This window comes from Pseudomonas putida (assembly GCF_030159595.1).
GTDB classification, from domain to species: domain Bacteria; phylum Pseudomonadota; class Gammaproteobacteria; order Pseudomonadales; family Pseudomonadaceae; genus Aquipseudomonas; species Aquipseudomonas putida_AC.
Genome location: NZ_BSKJ01000002.1, coordinates 457,740 through 478,265, shown reverse-complemented (window position 1 = coordinate 478,265; position 20,526 = coordinate 457,740). Strand labels below are relative to the sequence as shown.

12 protein-coding genes are annotated in these 20,526 nt (G+C 62.5%); 7 read left to right on the top strand and 5 right to left on the bottom strand.

Annotated elements, in window-relative coordinates; all coding sequences use genetic code 11:
• Window positions 1-222: 222 nt before the first annotated feature.
• The 4 genes from gltB to QQL85_RS06400 all read left to right on the top strand — a co-directional run bounded on the left by gltB (window position 223) and on the right by QQL85_RS06400 (window position 7,868).
• The gene (gene gltB, locus QQL85_RS06415; RefSeq protein WP_284353139.1) at window positions 223-4,668 is read left to right on the top strand and encodes a glutamate synthase large subunit; all 4,446 of its coding nucleotides are present in this window, start codon (window positions 223-225) and stop codon (window positions 4,666-4,668) included.
• A gap of 123 nt (window positions 4,669-4,791) precedes the next feature.
• The gene (locus QQL85_RS06410; RefSeq protein WP_284353140.1) at window positions 4,792-6,210 is read left to right on the top strand and encodes an FAD-dependent oxidoreductase; all 1,419 of its coding nucleotides are present in this window, start codon (window positions 4,792-4,794) and stop codon (window positions 6,208-6,210) included.
• A gap of 129 nt (window positions 6,211-6,339) precedes the next feature.
• Window positions 6,340-7,404 carry a uroporphyrinogen decarboxylase gene (gene hemE / locus QQL85_RS06405; RefSeq protein WP_016712488.1) on the top strand — a complete coding sequence of 355 codons (1,065 nt, stop codon included), beginning with the start codon at window positions 6,340-6,342 and terminating at the stop codon, window positions 7,402-7,404.
• A 116-nt stretch (window positions 7,405-7,520) separates the two neighbouring features.
• Window positions 7,521-7,868: a YgiW/YdeI family stress tolerance OB fold protein gene (locus QQL85_RS06400; protein WP_019098288.1), complete on the top strand. Its 348-nt coding sequence runs from the start codon at window positions 7,521-7,523 to the stop codon at window positions 7,866-7,868.
• Between the two features lie 38 nt (window positions 7,869-7,906).
• Here the strand turns inward: QQL85_RS06400 and QQL85_RS06395 are convergent, their stop codons facing one another.
• Window positions 7,907-9,094 (bottom strand): MFS transporter, encoded by a 1,188-nt coding sequence (locus QQL85_RS06395; protein ID WP_284353458.1) that lies wholly within the window; start codon window positions 9,092-9,094, stop codon window positions 7,907-7,909.
• A gap of 165 nt (window positions 9,095-9,259) precedes the next feature.
• Here QQL85_RS06395 and QQL85_RS06390 point away from each other — a divergent pair, with 165 nt between their 5' ends.
• Together QQL85_RS06390 and QQL85_RS06385 are read left to right on the top strand one after the other, a co-directional pair.
• Window positions 9,260-10,159 (top strand): LysR family transcriptional regulator, encoded by a 900-nt coding sequence (locus tag QQL85_RS06390; RefSeq protein WP_284353141.1) that lies wholly within the window; start codon window positions 9,260-9,262, stop codon window positions 10,157-10,159.
• Window positions 10,160-10,235: 76 nt separating this feature from the next.
• Complete coding sequence (locus QQL85_RS06385; RefSeq protein WP_284353142.1) at window positions 10,236-11,009, top strand: ParA family protein; 774 nt, start codon at window positions 10,236-10,238, stop codon at window positions 11,007-11,009.
• On the opposite strand, the gene trxC is transcribed toward QQL85_RS06385, so the two are convergent.
• The 4 genes from trxC to QQL85_RS06365 all read right to left on the bottom strand — a co-directional run bounded on the left by trxC (window position 11,006) and on the right by QQL85_RS06365 (window position 18,163).
• Complete coding sequence (trxC, locus tag QQL85_RS06380; protein ID WP_284353143.1) at window positions 11,006-11,440, bottom strand: thioredoxin TrxC; 435 nt, start codon at window positions 11,438-11,440, stop codon at window positions 11,006-11,008. The genes QQL85_RS06385 and trxC overlap by 4 nt on opposite strands.
• A gap of 130 nt (window positions 11,441-11,570) precedes the next feature.
• Window positions 11,571-13,031: a protein adenylyltransferase SelO gene (gene selO / locus QQL85_RS06375; RefSeq protein WP_284353144.1), complete on the bottom strand. Its 1,461-nt coding sequence runs from the start codon at window positions 13,029-13,031 to the stop codon at window positions 11,571-11,573.
• Window positions 13,032-13,076: 45 nt separating this feature from the next.
• On the bottom strand, window positions 13,077-16,385 hold the full coding sequence (gene mscK / locus QQL85_RS06370; protein WP_284353145.1) for a mechanosensitive channel MscK: 3,309 nt from the start codon (window positions 16,383-16,385) through the stop codon (window positions 13,077-13,079).
• Between the two features lie 35 nt (window positions 16,386-16,420).
• Window positions 16,421-18,163 carry a potassium/proton antiporter gene (locus QQL85_RS06365; protein ID WP_284353146.1) on the bottom strand — a complete coding sequence of 581 codons (1,743 nt, stop codon included), beginning with the start codon at window positions 18,161-18,163 and terminating at the stop codon, window positions 16,421-16,423.
• A 180-nt stretch (window positions 18,164-18,343) separates the two neighbouring features.
• Between QQL85_RS06365 and QQL85_RS06360 the strand changes: the two genes are divergently transcribed.
• A complete protein-coding gene (locus QQL85_RS06360; protein WP_284353147.1) occupies window positions 18,344-20,380 on the top strand; it encodes a dermonecrotic toxin domain-containing protein in 2,037 nt (678 codons plus the stop codon).
• Window positions 20,381-20,526: the final 146 nt, after the last annotated feature.

Genomic DNA, 20,526 nt, shown 5'->3' with positions numbered 1-20,526 from the left:
GCCAAGCCGCTATCACGGCGCATGGCGCAAAAACATTCAAAATTGCGACATAAATTTTCAATGGTGAGACATGAAAATTTGTGGGCATCGCTGTCGCTGTGCAACAATGGTTTTCCATGACCACCGCAAAAAAGCTGGCGTTTGATCGGCGTGGATGGTAAGTGGTTGTTAAAAAAGAGATTTACCTCCGGTTGAGAGGTGAACCTGGTGAGAAAAGTGTCTATGAAAACAGGTCTGTACCATCCCGAAGAATTCAAGGACAACTGTGGTTTTGGCCTGATCGCCCATATGACGGGCGAACCGAGCCACCACCTTCTGCAAACCGCCATGCAGGCGCTGACGTGCATGACCCACCGCGGCGGTATCAACGCCGACGGCAAGACCGGTGACGGTTGCGGTCTGCTCATGCAGAAGCCCGATCAATTCCTGCGTGCCGTGGCCCAGGAACACTTCGCCGTCGAGCTGCCCAAGCAGTACGCCGTTGGCATGGTGTTCTTCAACCAGGACCCAGTCAAAGCTGAAGCCGCTCGCGCCAACATGGATCGCGAAATCCTCGCTGCCGGCCTGAAGCTGGTCGGCTGGCGCAAGGTGCCAATCGACACCAGTGTGCTCGGCCGCCTGGCCTTGGAGCGCCTGCCGCAGATCGAGCAGGTGTTCATCGGCGGTGAAGGCCTGAGCGATCAGGAATTCGCCATCAAGCTGTTCAGCGCCCGTCGCCGCTCGTCGGTGGCCAACGCCCACGACGCCGACCACTACATCTGCAGCTTCTCGCACAAGACCATCATCTACAAAGGCCTGATGATGCCGCGCGATCTCGCGGCGTTTTACCCAGACCTGGGTGACGAGCGCCTGCAAACCGCGATCTGCGTGTTCCACCAGCGCTTCTCCACCAACACCCTGCCGAAATGGCCGCTGGCGCAGCCGTTCCGCTTCCTCGCCCACAACGGCGAGATCAACACCATCACCGGCAACCGCAACTGGGCCATGGCCCGTCGCACCAAGTTCGCCAACGACCTGATCCCCGACCTCGAAGAGCTCGGCCCGCTGGTCAACCGCGTCGGTTCCGACTCGTCGAGCATGGACAACATGCTCGAGCTGATGGTGACCGGTGGCATCGACCTGTTCCGCGGCGTGCGCATGCTGGTACCGCCAGCCTGGCAGAACGTCGAGACCATGGACGCCGACCTGCGCGCCTTCTACGAATACAACTCCATGCACATGGAGCCGTGGGACGGCCCGGCCGGTATCGTCATGACCGAAGGTCGCCACGCGGTGTGCCTGCTCGACCGCAACGGCCTGCGCCCGGCGCGCTGGGTGACCACCACCAACGGCTACATCACCATCGCCTCGGAAATCGGCGTATGGGGCTACCAGCCTGAGGAAGTACTGGCCAAGGGCCGTGTCGGCCCGGGTCAGATCCTTGCCGTGGACACCGAAACCGGCCAGATCCTCGACACCGACGCCATCGACAACCGCCTGAAGTCGCGCCACCCGTACAAGCGCTGGCTGCGTCAGTACGCCACCCGCATCCAGGCGACGCTGACCGACGACCAGGGCGCGGCCAGCTACGACGCTGACCAGCTCAAGCAATACATGAAGATGTTCCAGGTCACCTTCGAAGAGCGTGACCAGGTGCTGCGCCCGCTGGGTGAGCAGGGCCAGGAAGCCGTTGGTTCGATGGGGGATGACACGCCGATGGCCGTGCTCTCGCAGCGCGTGCGTTCGCCTTTCGACTTCTTCCGCCAGCAGTTCGCCCAGGTGACCAATCCGCCGATCGACCCGCTGCGCGAAGCCATCGTGATGTCGCTGGAGATCTGCCTGGGCGCCGAGCGCAACATCTTCCAGGAGTCCCCGGAGCACGCTTCGCGGGTCATCCTCAGCTCGCCGGTCATCTCGCCTGCCAAGTGGCGTTCGCTGATGAACCTGGAGCGTGAAGGTTTCGACCGTCAGCTGATCGACCTCAACTATGAACAGAGCGTTGGCCTGGAAGCGGCCATCCGCAATATCGCCGACCAGGCTGAAGAAGCCGTGCGCGCCGGCAAGACCCAACTGGTGCTGAGCGACCGCTACATCGCCCCAGGCAAGTTGCCGGTTCACGCTTCGCTGGCCGTTGGTGCAGTGCACCACCGCCTGACCGAGCAGGGCCTGCGTTGCGACAGCAATATCCTGGTGGAAACCGCCACCGCCCGCGACCCGCACCACTTTGCCGTGCTGCTGGGCTTCGGTGCCTCGGCCGTATACCCGTACCTGGCGTATGAAGTGCTGGCCGACCTGATCCGCACCGGCGAAGTGCTGGGCGACCTGGACGAAGTCTTCAAGTACTACCGCAAAGGCATCTCCAAGGGCTTGCTGAAGATCCTGTCGAAGATGGGTATCTCCACCATTACCTCGTACCGCGGTGCGCAGCTGTTTGAAGCCATCGGTCTGTCCGAGGAAGTGGTTGGCCTGAGCTTCAAGGGTGTGTCCAGCCGTATCAAGGGTGCGCGCTTCGAAGACCTGGAAAACGACCAGAAGCTGCTGGCGGCCGAAGCCTGGAGCGCGCGCAAGCCGATCCAGCAAGGTGGCCTGCTGAAGTTCGTCCACGGTGGCGAGTACCACGCCTACAACCCGGACGTGGTCAACACCCTGCAAGCCGCCGTGCAGCAGGGCGACTACGCCAAGTTCAAGGAATACACCACGCTGGTCGACCAGCGCCCGGTGTCGATGATCCGCGACCTGCTGAAGGTGAAAGTGGCCGACCAGCCACTGGCGCTGGAGCAGATCGAGCCGCTGGAGGCCATCCTCAAGCGCTTTGACTCCGCCGGTATCTCGTTGGGCGCACTGTCGCCAGAGGCCCACGAAGCGCTGGCCGAGGCGATGAACCGCCTGGGCGCGCGCTCCAACTCCGGTGAGGGCGGTGAAGACCCGTCGCGCTACGGCACCATCAAGAGCTCGAAGATCAAGCAGGTGGCCACTGGCCGCTTTGGCGTGACCCCGGAGTACCTGGTGAACGCTGAAGTGCTGCAGATCAAGGTTGCCCAGGGCGCCAAGCCGGGTGAGGGCGGCCAGCTGCCAGGCGGCAAGGTCAACGGCCTGATCGCCAAGCTGCGCTATGCGGTACCAGGCGTGACCCTGATTTCGCCACCGCCGCACCACGACATCTACTCGATCGAAGACCTGGCCCAGCTGATCTACGACCTCAAGCAGGTCAACCCGCAGGCGCTGGTTTCGGTCAAGCTGGTGGCGGAAGCTGGCGTCGGCACCATCGCCGCTGGCGTGGCCAAGGCCTACGCCGACCTGATCACCATCTCGGGCTACGACGGTGGTACCGGTGCTTCGCCGCTGACTTCGATCAAGTACGCCGGCGCCCCGTGGGAACTGGGCCTGGCCGAAACCCACCAGACCCTGCGCGGCAACGACCTGCGCGGCAAGGTACGGGTACAGACCGACGGCGGCCTGAAAACCGGCCTGGACGTGATCAAGGCGGCCATCCTCGGCGCCGAGAGCTTCGGCTTCGGCACCGCGCCAATGATCGCCCTGGGTTGCAAGTACCTGCGCATCTGCCACCTGAACAACTGCGCCACCGGCGTAGCCACCCAGAACGACAAGCTGCGCAAGGACCACTACATCGGCACCGTCGACATGGTGATCAACTTCTTCACCTTCGTCGCCGAAGAAACCCGAGAGTGGCTGGCCAAGTTGGGCGTGCGCAGCCTGGGCGAGCTGATCGGCCGTACCGACCTGCTCGACGTGTTGCCAGGCGACACCGAGCGCCAGCACCACCTGGACCTGACGCCGCTGCTGGGCAGCTCGCATATTCCGGCTGACAAGCCGCAGTTCTGCGAAGTGGACAAGAACCCGCCGTTCGACCAGGGCGAGCTGGCCGAGAAGATGGTGGAAATGGCCATGCCGGCCATCCGCGATCAGGCGGGTGGCGAGTTCAACCTCGACATCTGCAACTGCGACCGTTCCATCGGTGCGCGTGTGTCGGGTGAAATCGCCCGCCTGCACGGCAACCAGGGCATGGCTGCGGCGCCGATCACCTTCCGCTTCAAAGGCACTGCGGGCCAGAGCTTCGGCGTGTGGAACGCCGGCGGCCTGAACCTGCACCTGGAAGGTGACGCCAACGACTACGTCGGCAAGGGCATGACCGGTGGCAAGGTCACCATCGTGCCGCCAGCCGGCAGCCCGTTCGAAACCCAGCACAGCGCCATCGTCGGCAACACCTGCCTGTACGGTGCCACTGGCGGCAAGCTGTTTGCTGCGGGTACTGCGGGCGAGCGCTTCGCTGTACGTAACTCCGGCGCCCACGCTGTTGTCGAGGGCACTGGCGATCACTGCTGTGAATACATGACCGGCGGCTTTGTCTGCGTGTTGGGCAAGACCGGTTACAACTTCGGTTCTGGCATGACTGGCGGCTTCGCCTATGTGCTCGATATGGACAATAGCTTCGTCGACAAGCTCAACCACGAACTGGTGGAAATCCAGCGGATCAGTGGTGAAGCGATGGAGGCCTACCGCAGCCACCTGGCGCGTGTCCTTGCCGAGTATGTGGAAGAAACCGGCAGCGAGTGGGGGCGCGAGCTCTCGGAGAACCTGGACGACTATGTGCGGCGCTTCTGGCTGGTGAAGCCGAAGGCAGCCAACCTGAAGCAACTGTTGTCCAGCACGCGTGCCAACCCGCAGTAAAAACAGCTGCAAGTGGCAAGCCTCAAGCTGCATGTAAAGGCAGTACGAGGTTTGCCCGGCTTAAGTGATCGTCTTGCGGCTTGCAGCTTGTAGCTTGCAGCTGCTGTAAAGAGGTTTTGAAAAATGGCTGAACGTCTGAACAACGACTTCCAGTTCATCGAAGTGGGCCGCAAGGACCCGAAGAAAAAGCTGCTGCGCCAGCGCAAGAAGGAGTTCGTGGAGATCTACGAACCGTTCAAGCCGCAGCAGTCCGTGGACCAGGCGCACCGCTGCCTGGGCTGCGGTAACCCGTATTGCGAATGGAAGTGCCCGGTGCACAACTTCATCCCCAACTGGTTGAAGCTGGTGTCCGAAGGCAACATCCTGGCTGCCGCCGAATTGTCACACCAGACCAACACCCTGCCGGAAGTGTGCGGCCGTGTGTGCCCGCAAGACCGCCTGTGCGAGGGTGCCTGCACCCTGAACGACGGCTTTGGCGCGGTGACCATCGGCTCGGTGGAGAAGTACATCACCGACACCGCTTTTGCCATGGGCTGGCGCCCGGACATGTCCAAGGTCAAGCCAACCGGCAAGCGCGTCGCCATCATCGGTGCCGGCCCGGCCGGCCTGGGCTGCGCTGACGTGCTGGTGCGTGCCGGCGTGACCCCGGTGGTGTTCGACAAGAACCCTGAAATTGGCGGCCTGCTGACCTTCGGCATCCCCGAGTTCAAGCTGGAAAAGACGGTGCTCAGCAACCGCCGTGAAGTGTTCACCGGCATGGGCATCGAGTTCCGCCTGAACACTGAGGTGGGCAAGGACGTCACCCTGGAGCAGCTGCTCGCTGAGTACGACGCCGTGTTCATGGGCATGGGTACTTACACCTACATGAAGGGTGGCTTCCCAGGCGAGGACCTGCCGGGCGTGCATGACGCGCTGGATTTCCTGATCGCCAACGTCAACCGCAACCTGGGCTTCGAGAAGTCGCCGGAAGACTTCGTCGACATGCAGGGCAAGAAGGTCGTGGTGCTGGGCGGTGGCGACACTGCGATGGACTGCAACCGCACCTCGATTCGCCAGGGCGCCAAAGCGGTGACCTGCGCCTATCGCCGTGACGAAGCCAACATGCCGGGTTCGCGCAAAGAGGTGAAGAACGCCAAGGAAGAGGGCGTGAAGTTCCTCTACAACCGTCAGCCTATCGCCATCGTCGGCGAGGACAAGGTCGAAGGTGTGAAGGTGGTCGAGACCCGTCTTGGCGAGCCGGATGCCCGTGGCCGCCGCAGCCCCGAGCCGATCCCGGGTTCTGAAGAGATCCTGCCGGCCGATGCCGTGGTGATCGCTTTTGGCTTCCGCCCAAGCCCGGCGCCGTGGTTCGAGCAGCATGGTATCCAGCTGGACAGCCAAGGTCGTGTGGTAGCCCCGGAGAAAGGCAAGTTCAAGCACCAGACCAGCAACCCGAAAGTGTTTGCCGGTGGCGACATGGTGCGCGGTTCGGACCTGGTGGTGACGGCAATCTTCGAAGGGCGTACCGCTGCTGAAGGCATCCTGGACTACCTCGAAGTCTGAAGTCATTTAGATTTTGTATACAAAATCTATTGATCCAGGACATACCCATAGAGAAAAGGCACGGCAAACAGCCGTGCCTTTTCTTTGTGCGTCTGAGAAAATGCCCGCACTATTTTTCCGGATGCCGACATGACTGCCCTGAAGAACGATCGTTTCCTGCGTGCACTGCTCAAGCAACCCGTAGACGTCACCCCGGTGTGGATGATGCGCCAGGCCGGCCGCTACCTGCCGGAGTACCGCGCCAGCCGTGCCAAGGCCGGTGACTTCATGAGCCTGTGCATGAACCCGCAGTTCGCCTGCGAGGTCACCCTGCAGCCGCTGGACCGCTACCCGCTGGATGCAGCGATCCTGTTCTCGGACATCCTCACCATCCCCGACGCCATGGGCCTGGGCCTGTACTTCGAAACCGGAGAGGGTCCACGCTTCAAGAAGGTCATCAGCACCCCGGCAGACATCGAAGCACTGCCAATCCCCGACCCGCAGAAAGACCTGGGCTATGTGATGGACGCGGTCAGCACCATCCGCCGCGAGCTCAACGGCCGCGTGCCGCTGATCGGCTTCTCCGGCAGCCCGTGGACCTTAGCCACCTACATGGTCGAAGGCGGCTCGTCGAAGGACTTCCGCAAGACCAAGGCCATGGCCTACGACAACCCGCAAGCCCTGCACCTGCTGCTGGACAAGCTGGCCCAGTCGGTCACCAGCTACCTGAACGGCCAGATTCTGGCTGGCGCCCAGGCTGTGCAGATTTTCGACACCTGGGGCGGCAACCTGTCGGCGGCGGCCTATCAGGAATTCTCCCTGGCCTACATGCGCAAGATTGTCAGCGGCCTGATCCGCGAGCACGAAGGGCGCAAGGTGCCAGTGATCTTGTTCACCAAGAACGGTGGCCTGTGGCTGGAAAGCATCGCCGACGCCGGTGCCGACGCACTGGGCCTGGACTGGACCTGCGAGATTGGTGATGCCCGCCGCCGCGTGGGTGACAAGGTGGCGCTGCAAGGCAACATGGACCCGACCGTGCTGTACGCCAAGCCCGAGGCCATTCGCCAGGAAGTGGCGCGCATCCTGGCCAGCTATGGCAAGGGTACCGGCCATGTGTTCAACCTCGGCCATGGCATTACCCCGGAAGTCGACCCGGAGCATGCTGGCGTGTTCATCAACGCCGTGCATGAGCTGTCGGCGCAGTACCATCAGTGAGTTGATCGCTGAAAACCAAAGCCCGGCCCTGTGCCGGGCTTTTTGTTGCATTAAGTTTTAATTCAGCGATCGTCGTTAATCTGGTCCCATCGAAACCCAAAAAGGACCCGATCCCCATGAAAGCACGTTATCTCGCCCTGATCCTCGCCCCTCTGTTCAGCACCGCCGCACTGGCTGCGAGCTATACCGGCCCCGGCGCCCAGTCGGTCACTACGGTGGCGGCCGCCAACGACGCTGCCGATGACACTCCGGTGGTGCTGCAAGGCTTCGTGACCAAGAAGATCAACAACGACGACAAGTACGAGTTCAAGGACAACACCGGCACCATCACTGTCGAGATCGATGACGAAGACCTGCCGCCTACGCCGTTCAATGACAAGACCAAGGTCAAGCTGACCGGTGAGGTGGAGAAGCACCTGATGAGCCGGGAAGTGGATGTGGATATTGTCGAGATCATCAACTGATCCGAGGGCCTATTCGCGGGTAAACCCGCGAATGGCCCTCAAGCCATTTTCGGTGGAAGCTTGCTCAGGTGCAACGCTACCAGCAACGCCACCGCCAGCAAGCTGCCAATGAACAGCCCGATGCCATTCCAGCCCCACTGGTGCCAGAACACCCCGCCCGCAGTACCCGCCACGCTCGACCCGGCGTAATAGCTGAACAGGTACAGCGACGAGGCCTGCCCCTTGGCCTTCAGCGCCCGGCGGCCGATCCAGCTGCTGGCCACCGAGTGCGCGCCAAAGAAGCCGAAGGTGAACACCAGCATGCCTAAGATCACCATCGTCAGCGGGCTGGCCAGGGTCATCAGTAAGCCTCCCGCCATCACCACGATACTGGCCCAGAACACCTTGCGCCGGCCCAGCTTGTCCGCCAGGGCGCCCACTTGCGCTGAGCTGTAGATACCTGACAGGTAGACCACCGACAGCAAGCCCACCAGCGCCTGGTTCATATGGTAGGGCTCGGCCAGCAAGCGGTAGCCGATGTAGTTGAACAGGGTGACGAAGGCCCCCATCAGCAGGAAGGCTTCAAGGAACAACCAGGGCAGGCCGGCATCCTTGAAGTGCATGAAAAAGCCGTCCAGCAGGCTGCGCGGGTTCATCGACTGTGGGCGGAAGTTGCGCGATTCGGGCAATACCTTCCAGAACACCAGCGCGGCCACCAGGGCCAGGCCGCCGATGGTCAGCATCGCCGTGTGCCAGCTGACGAAGTCGATCAGTACGCCAGTGATGAGCCGCCCACTCATGCCGCCAATCGCGTTGCCCCCGATGTACAGGCCCATGGCCAGGCCGATGTGCTGCGGGTGGATTTCTTCGCTCAGGTAGGTCATGGCCACTGCCGCCAGGCCACTCAACGACAGGCCGACCAGTGCGCGGGTGACCAGTACCAGCTCCCAGCTCGGCATCACTGCGCTGGCCAACGTGGAGAGGGCTGCGCAGACCAATGCAAAGACCATTACCGGCTTGCGCCCGATGCGGTCAGAAATGGGGCCGGTGATCAACAGGCCGAACGCCAGCATCGCGGTTGAAACCGACAGCACCAGGCTGCTTTGCGCCGCATTGATGGCAAATTCCTTGGACAGCAGCGGCATCATCGGCTGCACGCAGTACAGCAGGGCGAAGGTGGCGAAGCCGCCGCTGAACAGGGCCAGCACGGTCTTCATGAAGGCGGGGGTGCCTTTCTCGATCCACATTTCGTTCAGGGGGGCAGGTTCTGGGTCGGCGGGAAGGGGGGCTACAGCAGTTTTCACGGGCGGGTACCTCTGGCGCAATGAAAAAAGCATATAGCTGGCTAATGATTAGATCCAATATATTGTTCGACCTATTTAAGATGTTTTGCGACCTGTTTGGAGCTGATCATGGAACTGCGCCATCTGCGTTACTTCATCGCTGTGGCCGAAGAGCTGCACTTTGGCCGCGCCGCCCAGCAGCTGGGTATTTCGCAACCACCTCTGAGCCAGCAGATCCAGGCGCTGGAGCAAGAGCTGGGGGCCCGGCTGTTTGAGCGTACCAATCGTCGGGTCGAGCTGAGCGAAGCTGGGCGGCTGTTCCTTGAAGAGGCCCGCCAGGTGCTGGCGCAGGTGGAAAAGGCAGCTGATGTGGCCCGGCGTGCGCAGTTGGGAGAACTGGGTGAAATGAAGATCGGCTTTACCTCGTCTGCGCCCTTCACCTCGAAGATCCCCAAGGCCATCCATGCCTTTCGCCAGCGCTTCCCGGCGGTGCACCTGAACCTCAAGGAAATGAGCAGCCGCGATGTTGCCGAAGGGGTGTTCGACGAGTCCATCGAAGTCGGGTTGATGCGGCCGATGCCGCTGCCTGAAGGTTTGCAGGTCACCGAGTTGTTTCGTGAGCCGCTGGTGGCAGTCATCAATGCTTCGCATCCGCTTGCCGAGGGCACTGAACAGGGTGTGCACATGGCGGCGCTGGCCCATGAGCCATTCGTGTTCTTCCCACGCAGTTATGGCAGCGGCTTGCATGCGCAGTTGCTGAGCCTGGCGCGTCAGGCAGGTTTCAGCCCGCACTTTGCCCAGGAGGCGGGGGAGGCGATGACCATCATCGGGCTGGTGTCGGCGGGGTTGGGGGTGTCGGTGTTGCCGGCGTCATTCCAGCGCATGCGCATCGAGGGGGTGGTGTACCGCACCTTGCTGGATGAAGGGGCGATGTCGGCGGTTTGGCTGGTGCAGCGCGAGCACGGCAATTCGGTGATGGCCAAGGCGTTTGCCGAGCTGTTGACGGGGCAGGTGGTCGGCCAGGGCTGATGCCGGTCAAATGGCACTGGTCATTGCCGCAGTGCCGCCACATACTCGGGCATTCGTTGAAACACGGAGGTCAATCATGCGGCGCGTGGTGTTCAATCAGAAAGGTGGCGTGGGCAAGTCGAGCATTGCCTGCAACCTGGCGGCGGTCAGTGCCAATGAAGGCTATCGGACCCTGTTGATCGACCTGGATGCCCAGGCCAACTCGACCCAGTACCTTACCGGCCTCACCGGCGAGGACATCCCCATGGGGATTGCCGACTTCTTCAAGCAAAGCCTGTCCAGCGGGCCGTTCAGCAAGAAGAACAAGGTCGATATCTACGAAACCCCGTTCGACAACCTGCATGTGGTCACCGCCACGGCAGAACTGGCCGACTTGCAGCCCAAGCTTGAGGCCAAGCACAAGATCAACAAGCTGCGAAAGCTGCTGGACGAGCTGGACGAGGACTACGAGCGGATCTACATCGATACACCGCCGGCGCTTAATTTTTATGCGGTCTCTGCGCTTATTGCCGCCGATCGCGTGCTGATCCCCTTCGACTGCGACAGTTTCTCGCGTCAGGCGCTGTATGGCCTGCTGGCGGAAATCGAAGAGCTCAAGGACGACCACAACGAGGACCTTCAGGTTGAAGGAATCGTGGTCAACCAGTTCCAGTCCCGCGCCAGCCTGCCGCAGCAGATGCTCGACGAACTACTGGCCGAAGGCTTGCCGGTGCTACCCGTGTACCTGGGCAGCTCGGTGAAGATGCGTGAATCGCACCACGCCAGCCTGCCGCTGATTCACCTGGAACCGAAGCACAAGCTGACGCAGCAGTTTGTCGAGTTGCATTCGCTGCTTGAAGAAAACGCTTAAACCCCTTGGCTACGCACCCACTCCAGCAATGACTGAAGTGGAAATGCCCCGGCTTGCCGGCTGATTTCGCGGCCGTTCTTGAACAGCAGCAGGCTGGGGATCGAGCGGATGCCCAGTTGCCCGGCGAGGTTGCGGTTGGCTTCGCTGTCGAGCTTGGCCAGGCGGCAACGGCCGGTCAGTTGGCGGGCGGCCTGTTCGAAGGTGGGGGCGAAGGATTTGCACGGGCCGCACCAGTCGGCCCAGATGTCGACCAGCAGCGGCAGGTCGCCTTTGATCTGGCTGGAATAGCTGGCTTCGGTGAGCTCGAAAGGGGTGCTCAGCAGCACATCCTGTTTGCAGCGGCCGCATTTCGGGGCGTCACCCAGGCGCTCGGCGGGCAGGCGGTTGAGGCCGTTGCAGTGGGGGCAGGGGATTACCAGTGGGTCAGACATTTCATCTCCGGGGTTGGATTCTCGTTTCCCTTGTGGGAGCGGGCTTGCCCGCGAACACCGGCGAAGCCGGTGCCATCCATCGCGTTGCCTGCTTCGCGGGCAAGCCCGCTCCCACAGGGTTGGGCGTTAATCATGAAGAGCAGCTGATTTCCAAATGCTTGCCCCATTCCGGCGGCCGCTCGGCGTAGGCCTGCATCCCGGGCTGTTCCTCAAAGGGCCTGGTTAGCACCTGATGCAACCGCCGCACTTCACTGTAATCCCCCGCTTCGGCCGCCTCGATGGCTTTCTGCGCCAGGTAATTGCGCAGCACATACAGCGGGTTCACTGCATGCATCCGCTCCCGGCGCCCTTGGGCATTGCCGGGTTCGCGTTCACAGCGGGCCAGGTAGTCCGCGCTCCAGGCATCGAAACCGGCCAGGTCGATGAAATCATCGCGTACTACGTTCAGCGCTTCGGCAACCGGCTGTTCGCCCAGCTTGCGGAAGAACAGGCTGTAGTCCACGCCACCACGCTGCATGCACTGCAGCAGTTTCTCGACCAGCGCCATGTCCTCATCCTCGGCAGTGGTCAGGCCCAGGCGCCTGCGCATCAGGTCCAGGTAATGGGCCTGGTACAGCGGCAGGAACAGCCCCAGTGCCTCTTTAAGTGGCTCCACCTCGATCACCGTGGTCAGGGCCTGGGCCAGTGCGCTGAGGTTCCAGTGGGCGATGGGCACCTGATTGGCGTAACTGTAGCGACCACGGTCGTCGGAGTGGTTGCAGATGAAGTTGGCGTCGAAGTCGTCGAGGAAGGCGTAGGGGCCGAAGTCGAAGGTGATGCCCAGGATCGACATGTTGTCGGTGTTCATCACCCCGTGGCAGAAACCATAGGCCTGCCAGCGGGCGATCAGTTCGGCATTGCGCTCGACAAGGGTGTGGAACATGGCCAGGTACGGCTGTTCGGCATCGCGGCATTCGGGGTAGTGCTGCTGAAGTACATGGTCGATCAGCACGCGCTGCTGCTCGGGCTGTTTGGTGTAGTAGAAGTACTCGAAATGGCCGAAGCGCACATGGCTCTGCGCTACCCGGGTGAGCATGGCGGCGCTTTCGCGGGTTTCGCGCCATACCGGGGTGCTGGAGCCGACTACGCACAGCGCCCGGCTGGTGGCGATGCCCAGCGCGTGAAGGGCTTCGGAAGCGAGGAACTCACGGATCGAAGAACGCAGCACGGCGCGGCCGTCGCCCATGCGTGAATACGGGGTCTGGCCGGCACCCTTAAGATGCAGGTCCCAGTGTTCACCTTTGTCGTTGAGCACTTCGGCCAGCAGCAGGCCACGGCCATCACCCAGGCGTGGGTTGTAGGAGCCGAACTGGTGGCCGGAATACACCATCGCCCGTGGGTCGGCCTCCTCCCACAGCTTTTGGCCGCTGAACAGCTCGGCGAACACCGGCAGCTCAGCCTGGGCCGGGTCGAGGTCGAGCAGGGCCATGGCCGACTCACTCGCTACCACCAGACGTGGCTCTGCAATGGGTTCGGGCAGGACCTGAGTGGAAAACGCATCGCCCAGGCGGGCGAAGCGGTTGTCGAAATCGAGTTGGTCGAGGGCTTTCACGGGCTGCTCCTGAGATTCAGCACAGAATAAAGCATTCGAGCCCACTCAGGCCGGTGCAGTGCCATCCGGCTTAGGTTGCTCCATCGGAATCAACTGCTGTTTACCGCCGCTGGCGTCCATCAGGAACACCTCGACCTGGCGCACCGAGATCTTGATGTTGTGCGCCTTGAACTCGCGGCTGATGTAGCGGTTTATCTCGTCCAGCGTCGGGTTGCGGTCGCCCAGGTCGCGTACATGCATGCGCAACTCATGGTCCAGCGAGCTTTCGCCAAAGTTGAGGAAGTACACGATCGGTTCCGGGTCTTTGAGCACCCGTGGGTTCTCATGTGCGCCTTTGAGGAGCAGGTCGCGCACCAGGTCGAGGTCGGAGCCGTAGTCGATGCCCAGCTTCAGCGTCACCCGGGTGACCGTGTCGGTCAGCGACCAGTTGATCAGCTGGCCGGTGATGAAGGTCTTGTTGGGGACGATGATGTCCTTGCGGTCGAAGTCGGTGATGGTGGTGGCGCGGATGCGGATCTTGCTGACCGTGCCGGACAGGTTGCCAATGGTGATGGTGTCGCCGATCCGCACCGGGCGCTCGAACAGGATCATGATGCCGGAGATGAAGTTGGCGAAGATTTCCTGCATGCCGAAGCCCAGGCCCACCGACAGCGCGGCCACCAGCCATTGCAGCTTGTCCCAGCTCACCCCCAGGGTCGACAGGGTGCTGACGATGCCGATGCCGACGATGGTATACGACAACAGCGTGGTGGTGGCGTAGGCGCTGCCCTGGGCCAGGTTCAGGCGTGACAGCACCAGTACCTCCAGCAGGCCCGGCAAGTTGCCGGCCAGGGCGAAGGTGATGCCGACGATCACCAGCGCACCCAGCAGGTCGCCAAGGCTGATTGGCACCATGCTGGCGGCGGCACCGGTGCCGCTGGTGTATTCGTACAGGACGAAGTTGTTGAGGTAGGCGAACACGGAGATCAGGTCCGACCACACCCAGTACAGGCCGGCGATGAAGCCACCGAGCAGGGCCAGGCGGATCAGGCGCAGCGACTGCTGGTTGACCTGCTCGATGTCCAGCGTCGGCTCTTCGGTGATGACTTCGCCATCCAGCCCTTCCTTGGCCGCTGCCCGTTTGCTGAGCGCGCGCTGATAGGCCAGGCGCCGTGCCGCCACCGACAGGCCGCGCACGAACGCGGCCTCGATCACCAGCCAGAACAGCAGCAGGTACAGGGTGTAGATCAGCCGGTCTGTGAGCTTCAGCGCGGTGTAGTAGTAGCCGAAGCACACGGCGACGAACAGGGCGATGGGCAGGGCGGTGAAGGCTACGCCCACGGCCCTGCGGAACAGCGAGGTGTCGCGGTGTGCCGGGCTGCTGAGCAGCAGGCGGCTGAGCAGCCAGGCCATCAGCGCGTAGCAAGTCAGCACCACGCCGATACCCAGCACGTCGTCGGCCAGCGCCGAGGGCTGGTGCTCGGCCACCGCCACCACACCGACCAGCGCCAGCACCACGGTGCCCAGGCGGCGCACCCAGCCGCGCAGGAACTCGACCTGTGGCTTGTGCCAGCGGAAATGGATTTCTGCCACGCCACCCGGGGCAAGGATGCGGTAGGCGGTGTAGAACACCAGCCAGGCCTGGGCCAGTTGCCAGAGGGCGGCGCCCAGGTTGGCGTTTTGCCCGCGGGCGTCGATCTGCAGGGCATAGCTGCACAGCGCCAGGCCAAGGCTGACCGGCATCGCCAGCAGGATGTTGATGAGGATCGCCTGGGGTGTGTGCCACTGGCTGTCACGGCGGAAGTGGCCAATGTCCTGGTGCACCTTGCCCAGGCGTTGGTACAGGTATTTGCGCCGCCATAGCAGGGCTCCGATCACCAGCAGCAGTGGCAGGAACAGCAACGGTCGCTGGCTGAGGCCGTCGGCCAGCTCCTTCAGGCCCGAGCCCCATGGCAGGTTGGCGACCTGGTCGGCCAGGCGCTCAGGTACATAGCTTAGCCAGTCCCAGTCCAGCGGCTTGTTGCTGGGGATCCAGAACATCTGCTCGTCGAGGGTGGTGCGCAGGCTCTGGGCAGTACCCAGCAGTTGCTTCTGGTTCAGCTGCAGGGTGATCGACTCATTGAGCAGCGCCGACAGTTCGCGATTCAGTCGTTCAAGCAGGTCGCTGCGGTTGATTGCCACTTCCAGCAAGGCTTTGCGCAGTTGTGGGTTCACGTCTTCCTGCGGTTGGACGGCCAGCAGCTTGTCGACGTAGGTGACCGGGCTGCTCATCTGCTCGCGTTGCTGGTTGACCTCGAACTGGTACAGGCGGGTGTCGGCGATCTGGTCGGCCAGGTCGCGGTCGACTTTCAGGTGCGGCAGGGTCTGCTTCTGCTTGTAGAGGATCTTCGACAGCAGCAGGCTGCCCTTGAGCACGTTGATCTGCTCGTCCAGCGCCTGATCGGCCTGCGTCAGGCTGTCGAGCTGCTGCTTGGTGCGAAGGTTCTGCTGGGTCAGCTCGTTGAGGCGGTCTGTGCTTTTCAGCAGGTAGTCGGAAAGCTTGAGGTTGAGCGCGCTTTCGGTGGCCAGCAGGCTGCTGCCGCCGACCTTCTGGGCTTCGATCGACTGCTGGGTGACCGCTTCCTGGGACTGGGCCAGGCGCTTGTCGTTGATCAGGGTCTGCAGGTCCTGGATTTCCTGCTCAAGGCGCGCTGCACGTTCGATCAGCAGGTCGTGGCGGGCGTTGCCCAGGTCTTGCAGCAGGCTGTTGCCGGCCAGCTCCTGGCGGCGCAGCAGGGTCAGCGCGTTGAGCGAGGCCAGTTCGGCATTGAGCTGGTTACGCTGGTCGGCGTTGATGGATTTGCCGCCGTCCTTGCCGGTTTTAAGGATGTTGTTGATCTGCTGGGTACGGGCCTGGCTGTTGCTGATTTCGGCCTGGGCGCGTTCCGGGCGGGTTTGCGAATTGATGATCAGGCTGTTGGCTTCGGACAGCGCTTTCTGCAGCTCGCCCTGTTGGGTGTTGCGTTCGCTGAGCATTTGCTCCAGCTGTGGCACGCTGAGGTTGGCGTAGCGTTGAGCCACGGGCTGCGGCTTGCTTTCCTTGAGCCTGGAGAGCTCTTTCTGGCTGTCGCTGGTTTCTTTGGGGGCGCCGGTCAATTGCTGCTTCAGCGCGGCAAGCTTCTTCTCGTTGTCTTCCTTGCTGGCGAGCAGGCTCAGCGTCTGCTCCAGCACCTGCTGCAGGGCCTTCTGGTCAGCCTCGGGCAGTTTGCGCTCGGCGATCTTGTCGAGGCTGTTCTGGATGCTGGCGGTGGTCGGAGCCTCTGCTGCAGTGGCAGCGAAGGAGAGGGACAGGCACAGCCCGAGGAGGGCTGTGCGAAGGTACACGCGCAGGGACATAGGCAGACTACTTGTGGATCCGGCAGAAACGAAGTTTAGAGGAACAATCCTGGTCCGGGTCGCGTTCCTTCGGGGAATCTGACGCCTACTTTCTGGATCTTGTTCCCGTCCATGGTCGCTACGGTCCAGATCGTGCCATGCCATTCGACCTGGTCACCTACTACTGGAGCGCCTCCGACCTTCTGTCGGATGAACTGCGCCAGCGGCATCTTGGCGTCCAGGCCATCGAGTTTCAGGCCGTACAACGCTGCTACCGCGCCCAGCTCGGCATCGCCTTCGAGCACGAAATCGCCGAAGAAGCGCAGGTCCAGGCCGCGCTGTGGCGCCTGGCTGAACAGTTTGCCCAAGGCCGGCAGGTTGTGCTCGTGGCCGATCACGCAGAGCATGTCGCCCACTTCCAGCACGGTGCTGCCAGACGGGTGCAGCAGTTGCTCGTCACGGAACAGGGCGGCAATGCGCGTGCCCTCTGGCATTTTCAGCTCGCGCAGGGCGGCACCAATGCACCATTTTTCGGCACCCAGGCGGTACACGAACAGTTCCCACTCGCTGGTGATGTGCACTTCCAGGGCAGAGCGGGAAATCGGTGCCGGGTCTGGGGGTACCGTCACCTTCAGCAGTTTGGCCATCCACGGCAGGCTGGTGCCTTGCACCAGCAGTGACACCAGCACGATGAAGAACGCCAGGTTGAAGAACAGCTGGGCGTCCGGAAGGCCGGCCATCAGCGGAAACACCGCCAGAATGATCGGCACCGCGCCGCGCAGGCCTACCCAGGAGATGAAGCCCTTTTCGCGGCCATGGAAGGCCTTGAACGGCAGCAGGGCGGCGACCACCGACAGCGGTCGCGCTACCAGGATCATCCACAACGCCAGGCCCAGCGCTGGCAGGGCGATGGGCAGCAGGTCGTGAGGGGTGACCAGCAGCCCCAGTACCAGGAACATGCCGATCTGGGCCAGCCAGGCCATGCCGTCGAGCATGTGCAGGATGCCGTGGCGGCTGCGGATCGGTTTGTTGCCCAGCACCAGGCCGCACAGGTACACGGCGAGGAAGCCGCTGCCATGCAGGGCATTGGTCAGCGAGAACACCACCAGGCCGCCGGCCACTACCAGGATGGGGTACAGGCCGCCGGCCAGGTTGATGCGGTTGACCAGTTGCAGCATCAGCCAGCCGCCACCCAGGCCCAGCAGGCCGCCGATACCGAACTCGCGCAGCAGGTGGCCCAGCAGGCTCCAGTGCAGGCCGGTCTGGCCGCTGGCGATCATGTCGATCAGGGTGACGGTGAGGAACACCGCCATCGGATCGTTGCTGCCCGACTCGATTTCCAGGGTGGCGGTAACCCGCTCGTTCAGGCCTTTGCCGCCCAGCAGCGAGAACACCGCCGCAGCGTCGGTTGAGCCGACGATGGCACCGATCAGCAGGCCCTGGATCAGGCTCAGGTTGAACAGCCAGGCGGCAACCAGGCCGGTGAGGGCGGTGGTGATCATCACCCCGACCGTCGCCAGCGACAGCGCCGGCCACAGCGCCACGCGAAAGCTTGCCACCCGCGTGCGCAGGCCACCGTCGAGCAGGATGACGGCGAGTGCCAGGTTGCCCACCAGGTAGGCGGTCGGGTAGTTGTTGAAGATGATGCCGCCACCATCGACACCGGCGACCATGCCGACGGCGAGGATGATGACCAGGATAGGGATGCCCAGGCGCGACGAGAGCGAACTGACCAGGATACTTGCACCCACCAGCAATGCGCCGATCAGGAACAGGCTATTGATGGTGCTTGCATCCAAAGGCAGGTACTCCGAAACAGCGGGGGGAAGGGACTTGGTAGCGGACTTTTCAGAAAAAGCTAGCAGGTCGCGTGCCAATCGATTCTAACCTGAGGCTGATGCGGGCTGTAAAGCGATACCGCACTGTAGTTACGGCTTGCGGATGTAGTGGTGCCCCCCACAGTCAGGTAGCCGAGTAGCATGAACGACAAACAACGCCTCCCCCTTGCCCAAGTGGCCCAGCGCCTGCTCGGGCAATTTCCTGATTTGCACGGTCTGGCGCGCCAGGCGGCGGGCCATGTGCTGCGCCACCAGTTGGGCTACTGGCTGGACCCGGACAAGCTCTTCTGGCACGAATTCCAGTCGGCGGCGAGCAGCTCACGCAGTTACACCGGCTGGCGCCACCGTGGGCCGCCACGGCGGTCCCTGAGCCTGACCGAGCTGGTTATCCAGCGCTTCAGCCCTCAGCAGCAGACTGCTGCCGATGAGTTGAGTGTCTACGGCGGTTTCTACCGGGTGGATGCCAGCCATAGCGATTATGACGAGCGTAACGAAGTGCGGCTCGACCCGCAGGCGATGCTAAAGGCGTTCTGGCAAATGGATTTTGCGGGGCGCTACAGCGAGGCACTGAGCCGTTTTCGTGAGCAGCGTGGCGAAGATTACTGCGTACTGGCCCGCGCCCGCTTTCTTGCCGCTGTCGGTCAATCCGTGCTGAGCGAACCTGAGCGGCGTGAACTGCTGGCGGCAACACTCCGTGTGACGATGCTGCCGAGTAGTCTGAAAGCGTTGCGCGAGGATTACCCTGCAAATGCCCGGGGTGGCTGGTGTGCGCTGTCCAGCCATGCCCCTGATGCCAGGCCACTGTTCTTGTACACGCTCAAGACCGGTAGAGCGTGCGCTTTTCTACCCGATGCGCAGGATGTGCTGCTGGTATTTGGCGGCCGCGAGGCGTTACAGGCCTGGATTGCAGCGCATGCTTTTTCGAATGACACGCAGCGGCAAGCTGTTGTGGGTGACCTGTTCATTCGTGTTCGTGAGATGTTCATGGATGCGCTGGTCCATGAGGCCCACGAACGGCTGACCACCAATGCACAACTGCGCAAGGCCGAATGGCTGGCCGGGCTACAGGCTGCAAACAGGGTGATTGCGCCTATGGCGCCACTGGGCTGGCCAGTGATACTGACATCGCTCGGGCTTGGTACTGCGAGCCTGGCCCTGCACCTGGATCGAGCGCTCAATGGCAAGGCTGCCTGGCTTACGGCTGCCTGGTGGGCGGTGGTTGTGGATGTGCTGTTCATTCTGCTCGACGTGGCAATGCTGCGTGCCAGTGAGCTGTTCAACGATGCCCGCTTGCCGCCGCATGTGGCAGGCCAGGCGCAGACCGCTGTTGCTGAGGTTGACTGGGGGCGTTACATGGCACCGGCGGCGGACGAGTTGCTGGCCATGTCGGATCAGGCCTTGGCTCGCCAGGCAGCTTTGCTTGGAGCGGTGCCTTGGGCCGATCTCGACAGGGTAGGTGCTGGCGGTGCTTATCTTGATGCTTTCAGTGAGCCCTACCCGGTGTACCGCGATGAGCATGGCTTTGGCTCGGCCGCCATTGCCGAATACACCAGCTCGCCGGAGCGCTACAACAACCTGTGGCAGGGGCTGCCTTTGGAAGGCTCACATGCCGAGAGTGTCCGGCGCAGCCAGGACCTTGCCCATGCGCTTGGGCAAATAGGTGTGGACAATCAGGTGCGGCTGTACCGCGCGGCTTCCGGCCTGCGTAGCTCTGGCATCCCGACGACAGGCGAGGGTGCCCTTGCCGTAGGGGACGTGTTGGTGACCAGCGACTTCACTTCGTTTACGGAGAACCCTTATGCCCTTTGGGAGGTATTCAATGACCCGCAAACCCAGGTAAGCGGCAAGGGGGCGTTTGGCGACAATGCATTGGTGTATGTGCTGGAGCCGGGTGAGGACGTGCAGGCAACGCCGATTGGGCCTTTTTCAAGGCGTCCGGACGAGGCGGAGTCGCTGATGTTACCAGGGCGCTATTTGCAGGTTGAAAAGCTGACGCCGGTGAAAGGGGGGAATCATCGCTTCATGGAGGTGTGCCTGAAGGCACTGGCGCAGGCGCCGGAGGGGGCAAGGGTGCGTGAGATGCGCACGGGGGCGTTGTTTGATCGCCAGGTGATGGCTGAGCGGTTGGGTGTGGAGGATGACGGGTTGATGCGCACGTTCTTTGCGCTACCGACCTGATGCCAGTCAACCAAGGGATTTGGGGCCGCGTTGCGGCCCTTCGCGGGCAAGCCCGCTCCCACAGGTTGCGCGCTGGTTCAGGAAGGCGCTATCCCTGTGGGAGCGGGCTTGCCCGCGAAGGGCTGCAAAGCAGCCCCAATGGTGGT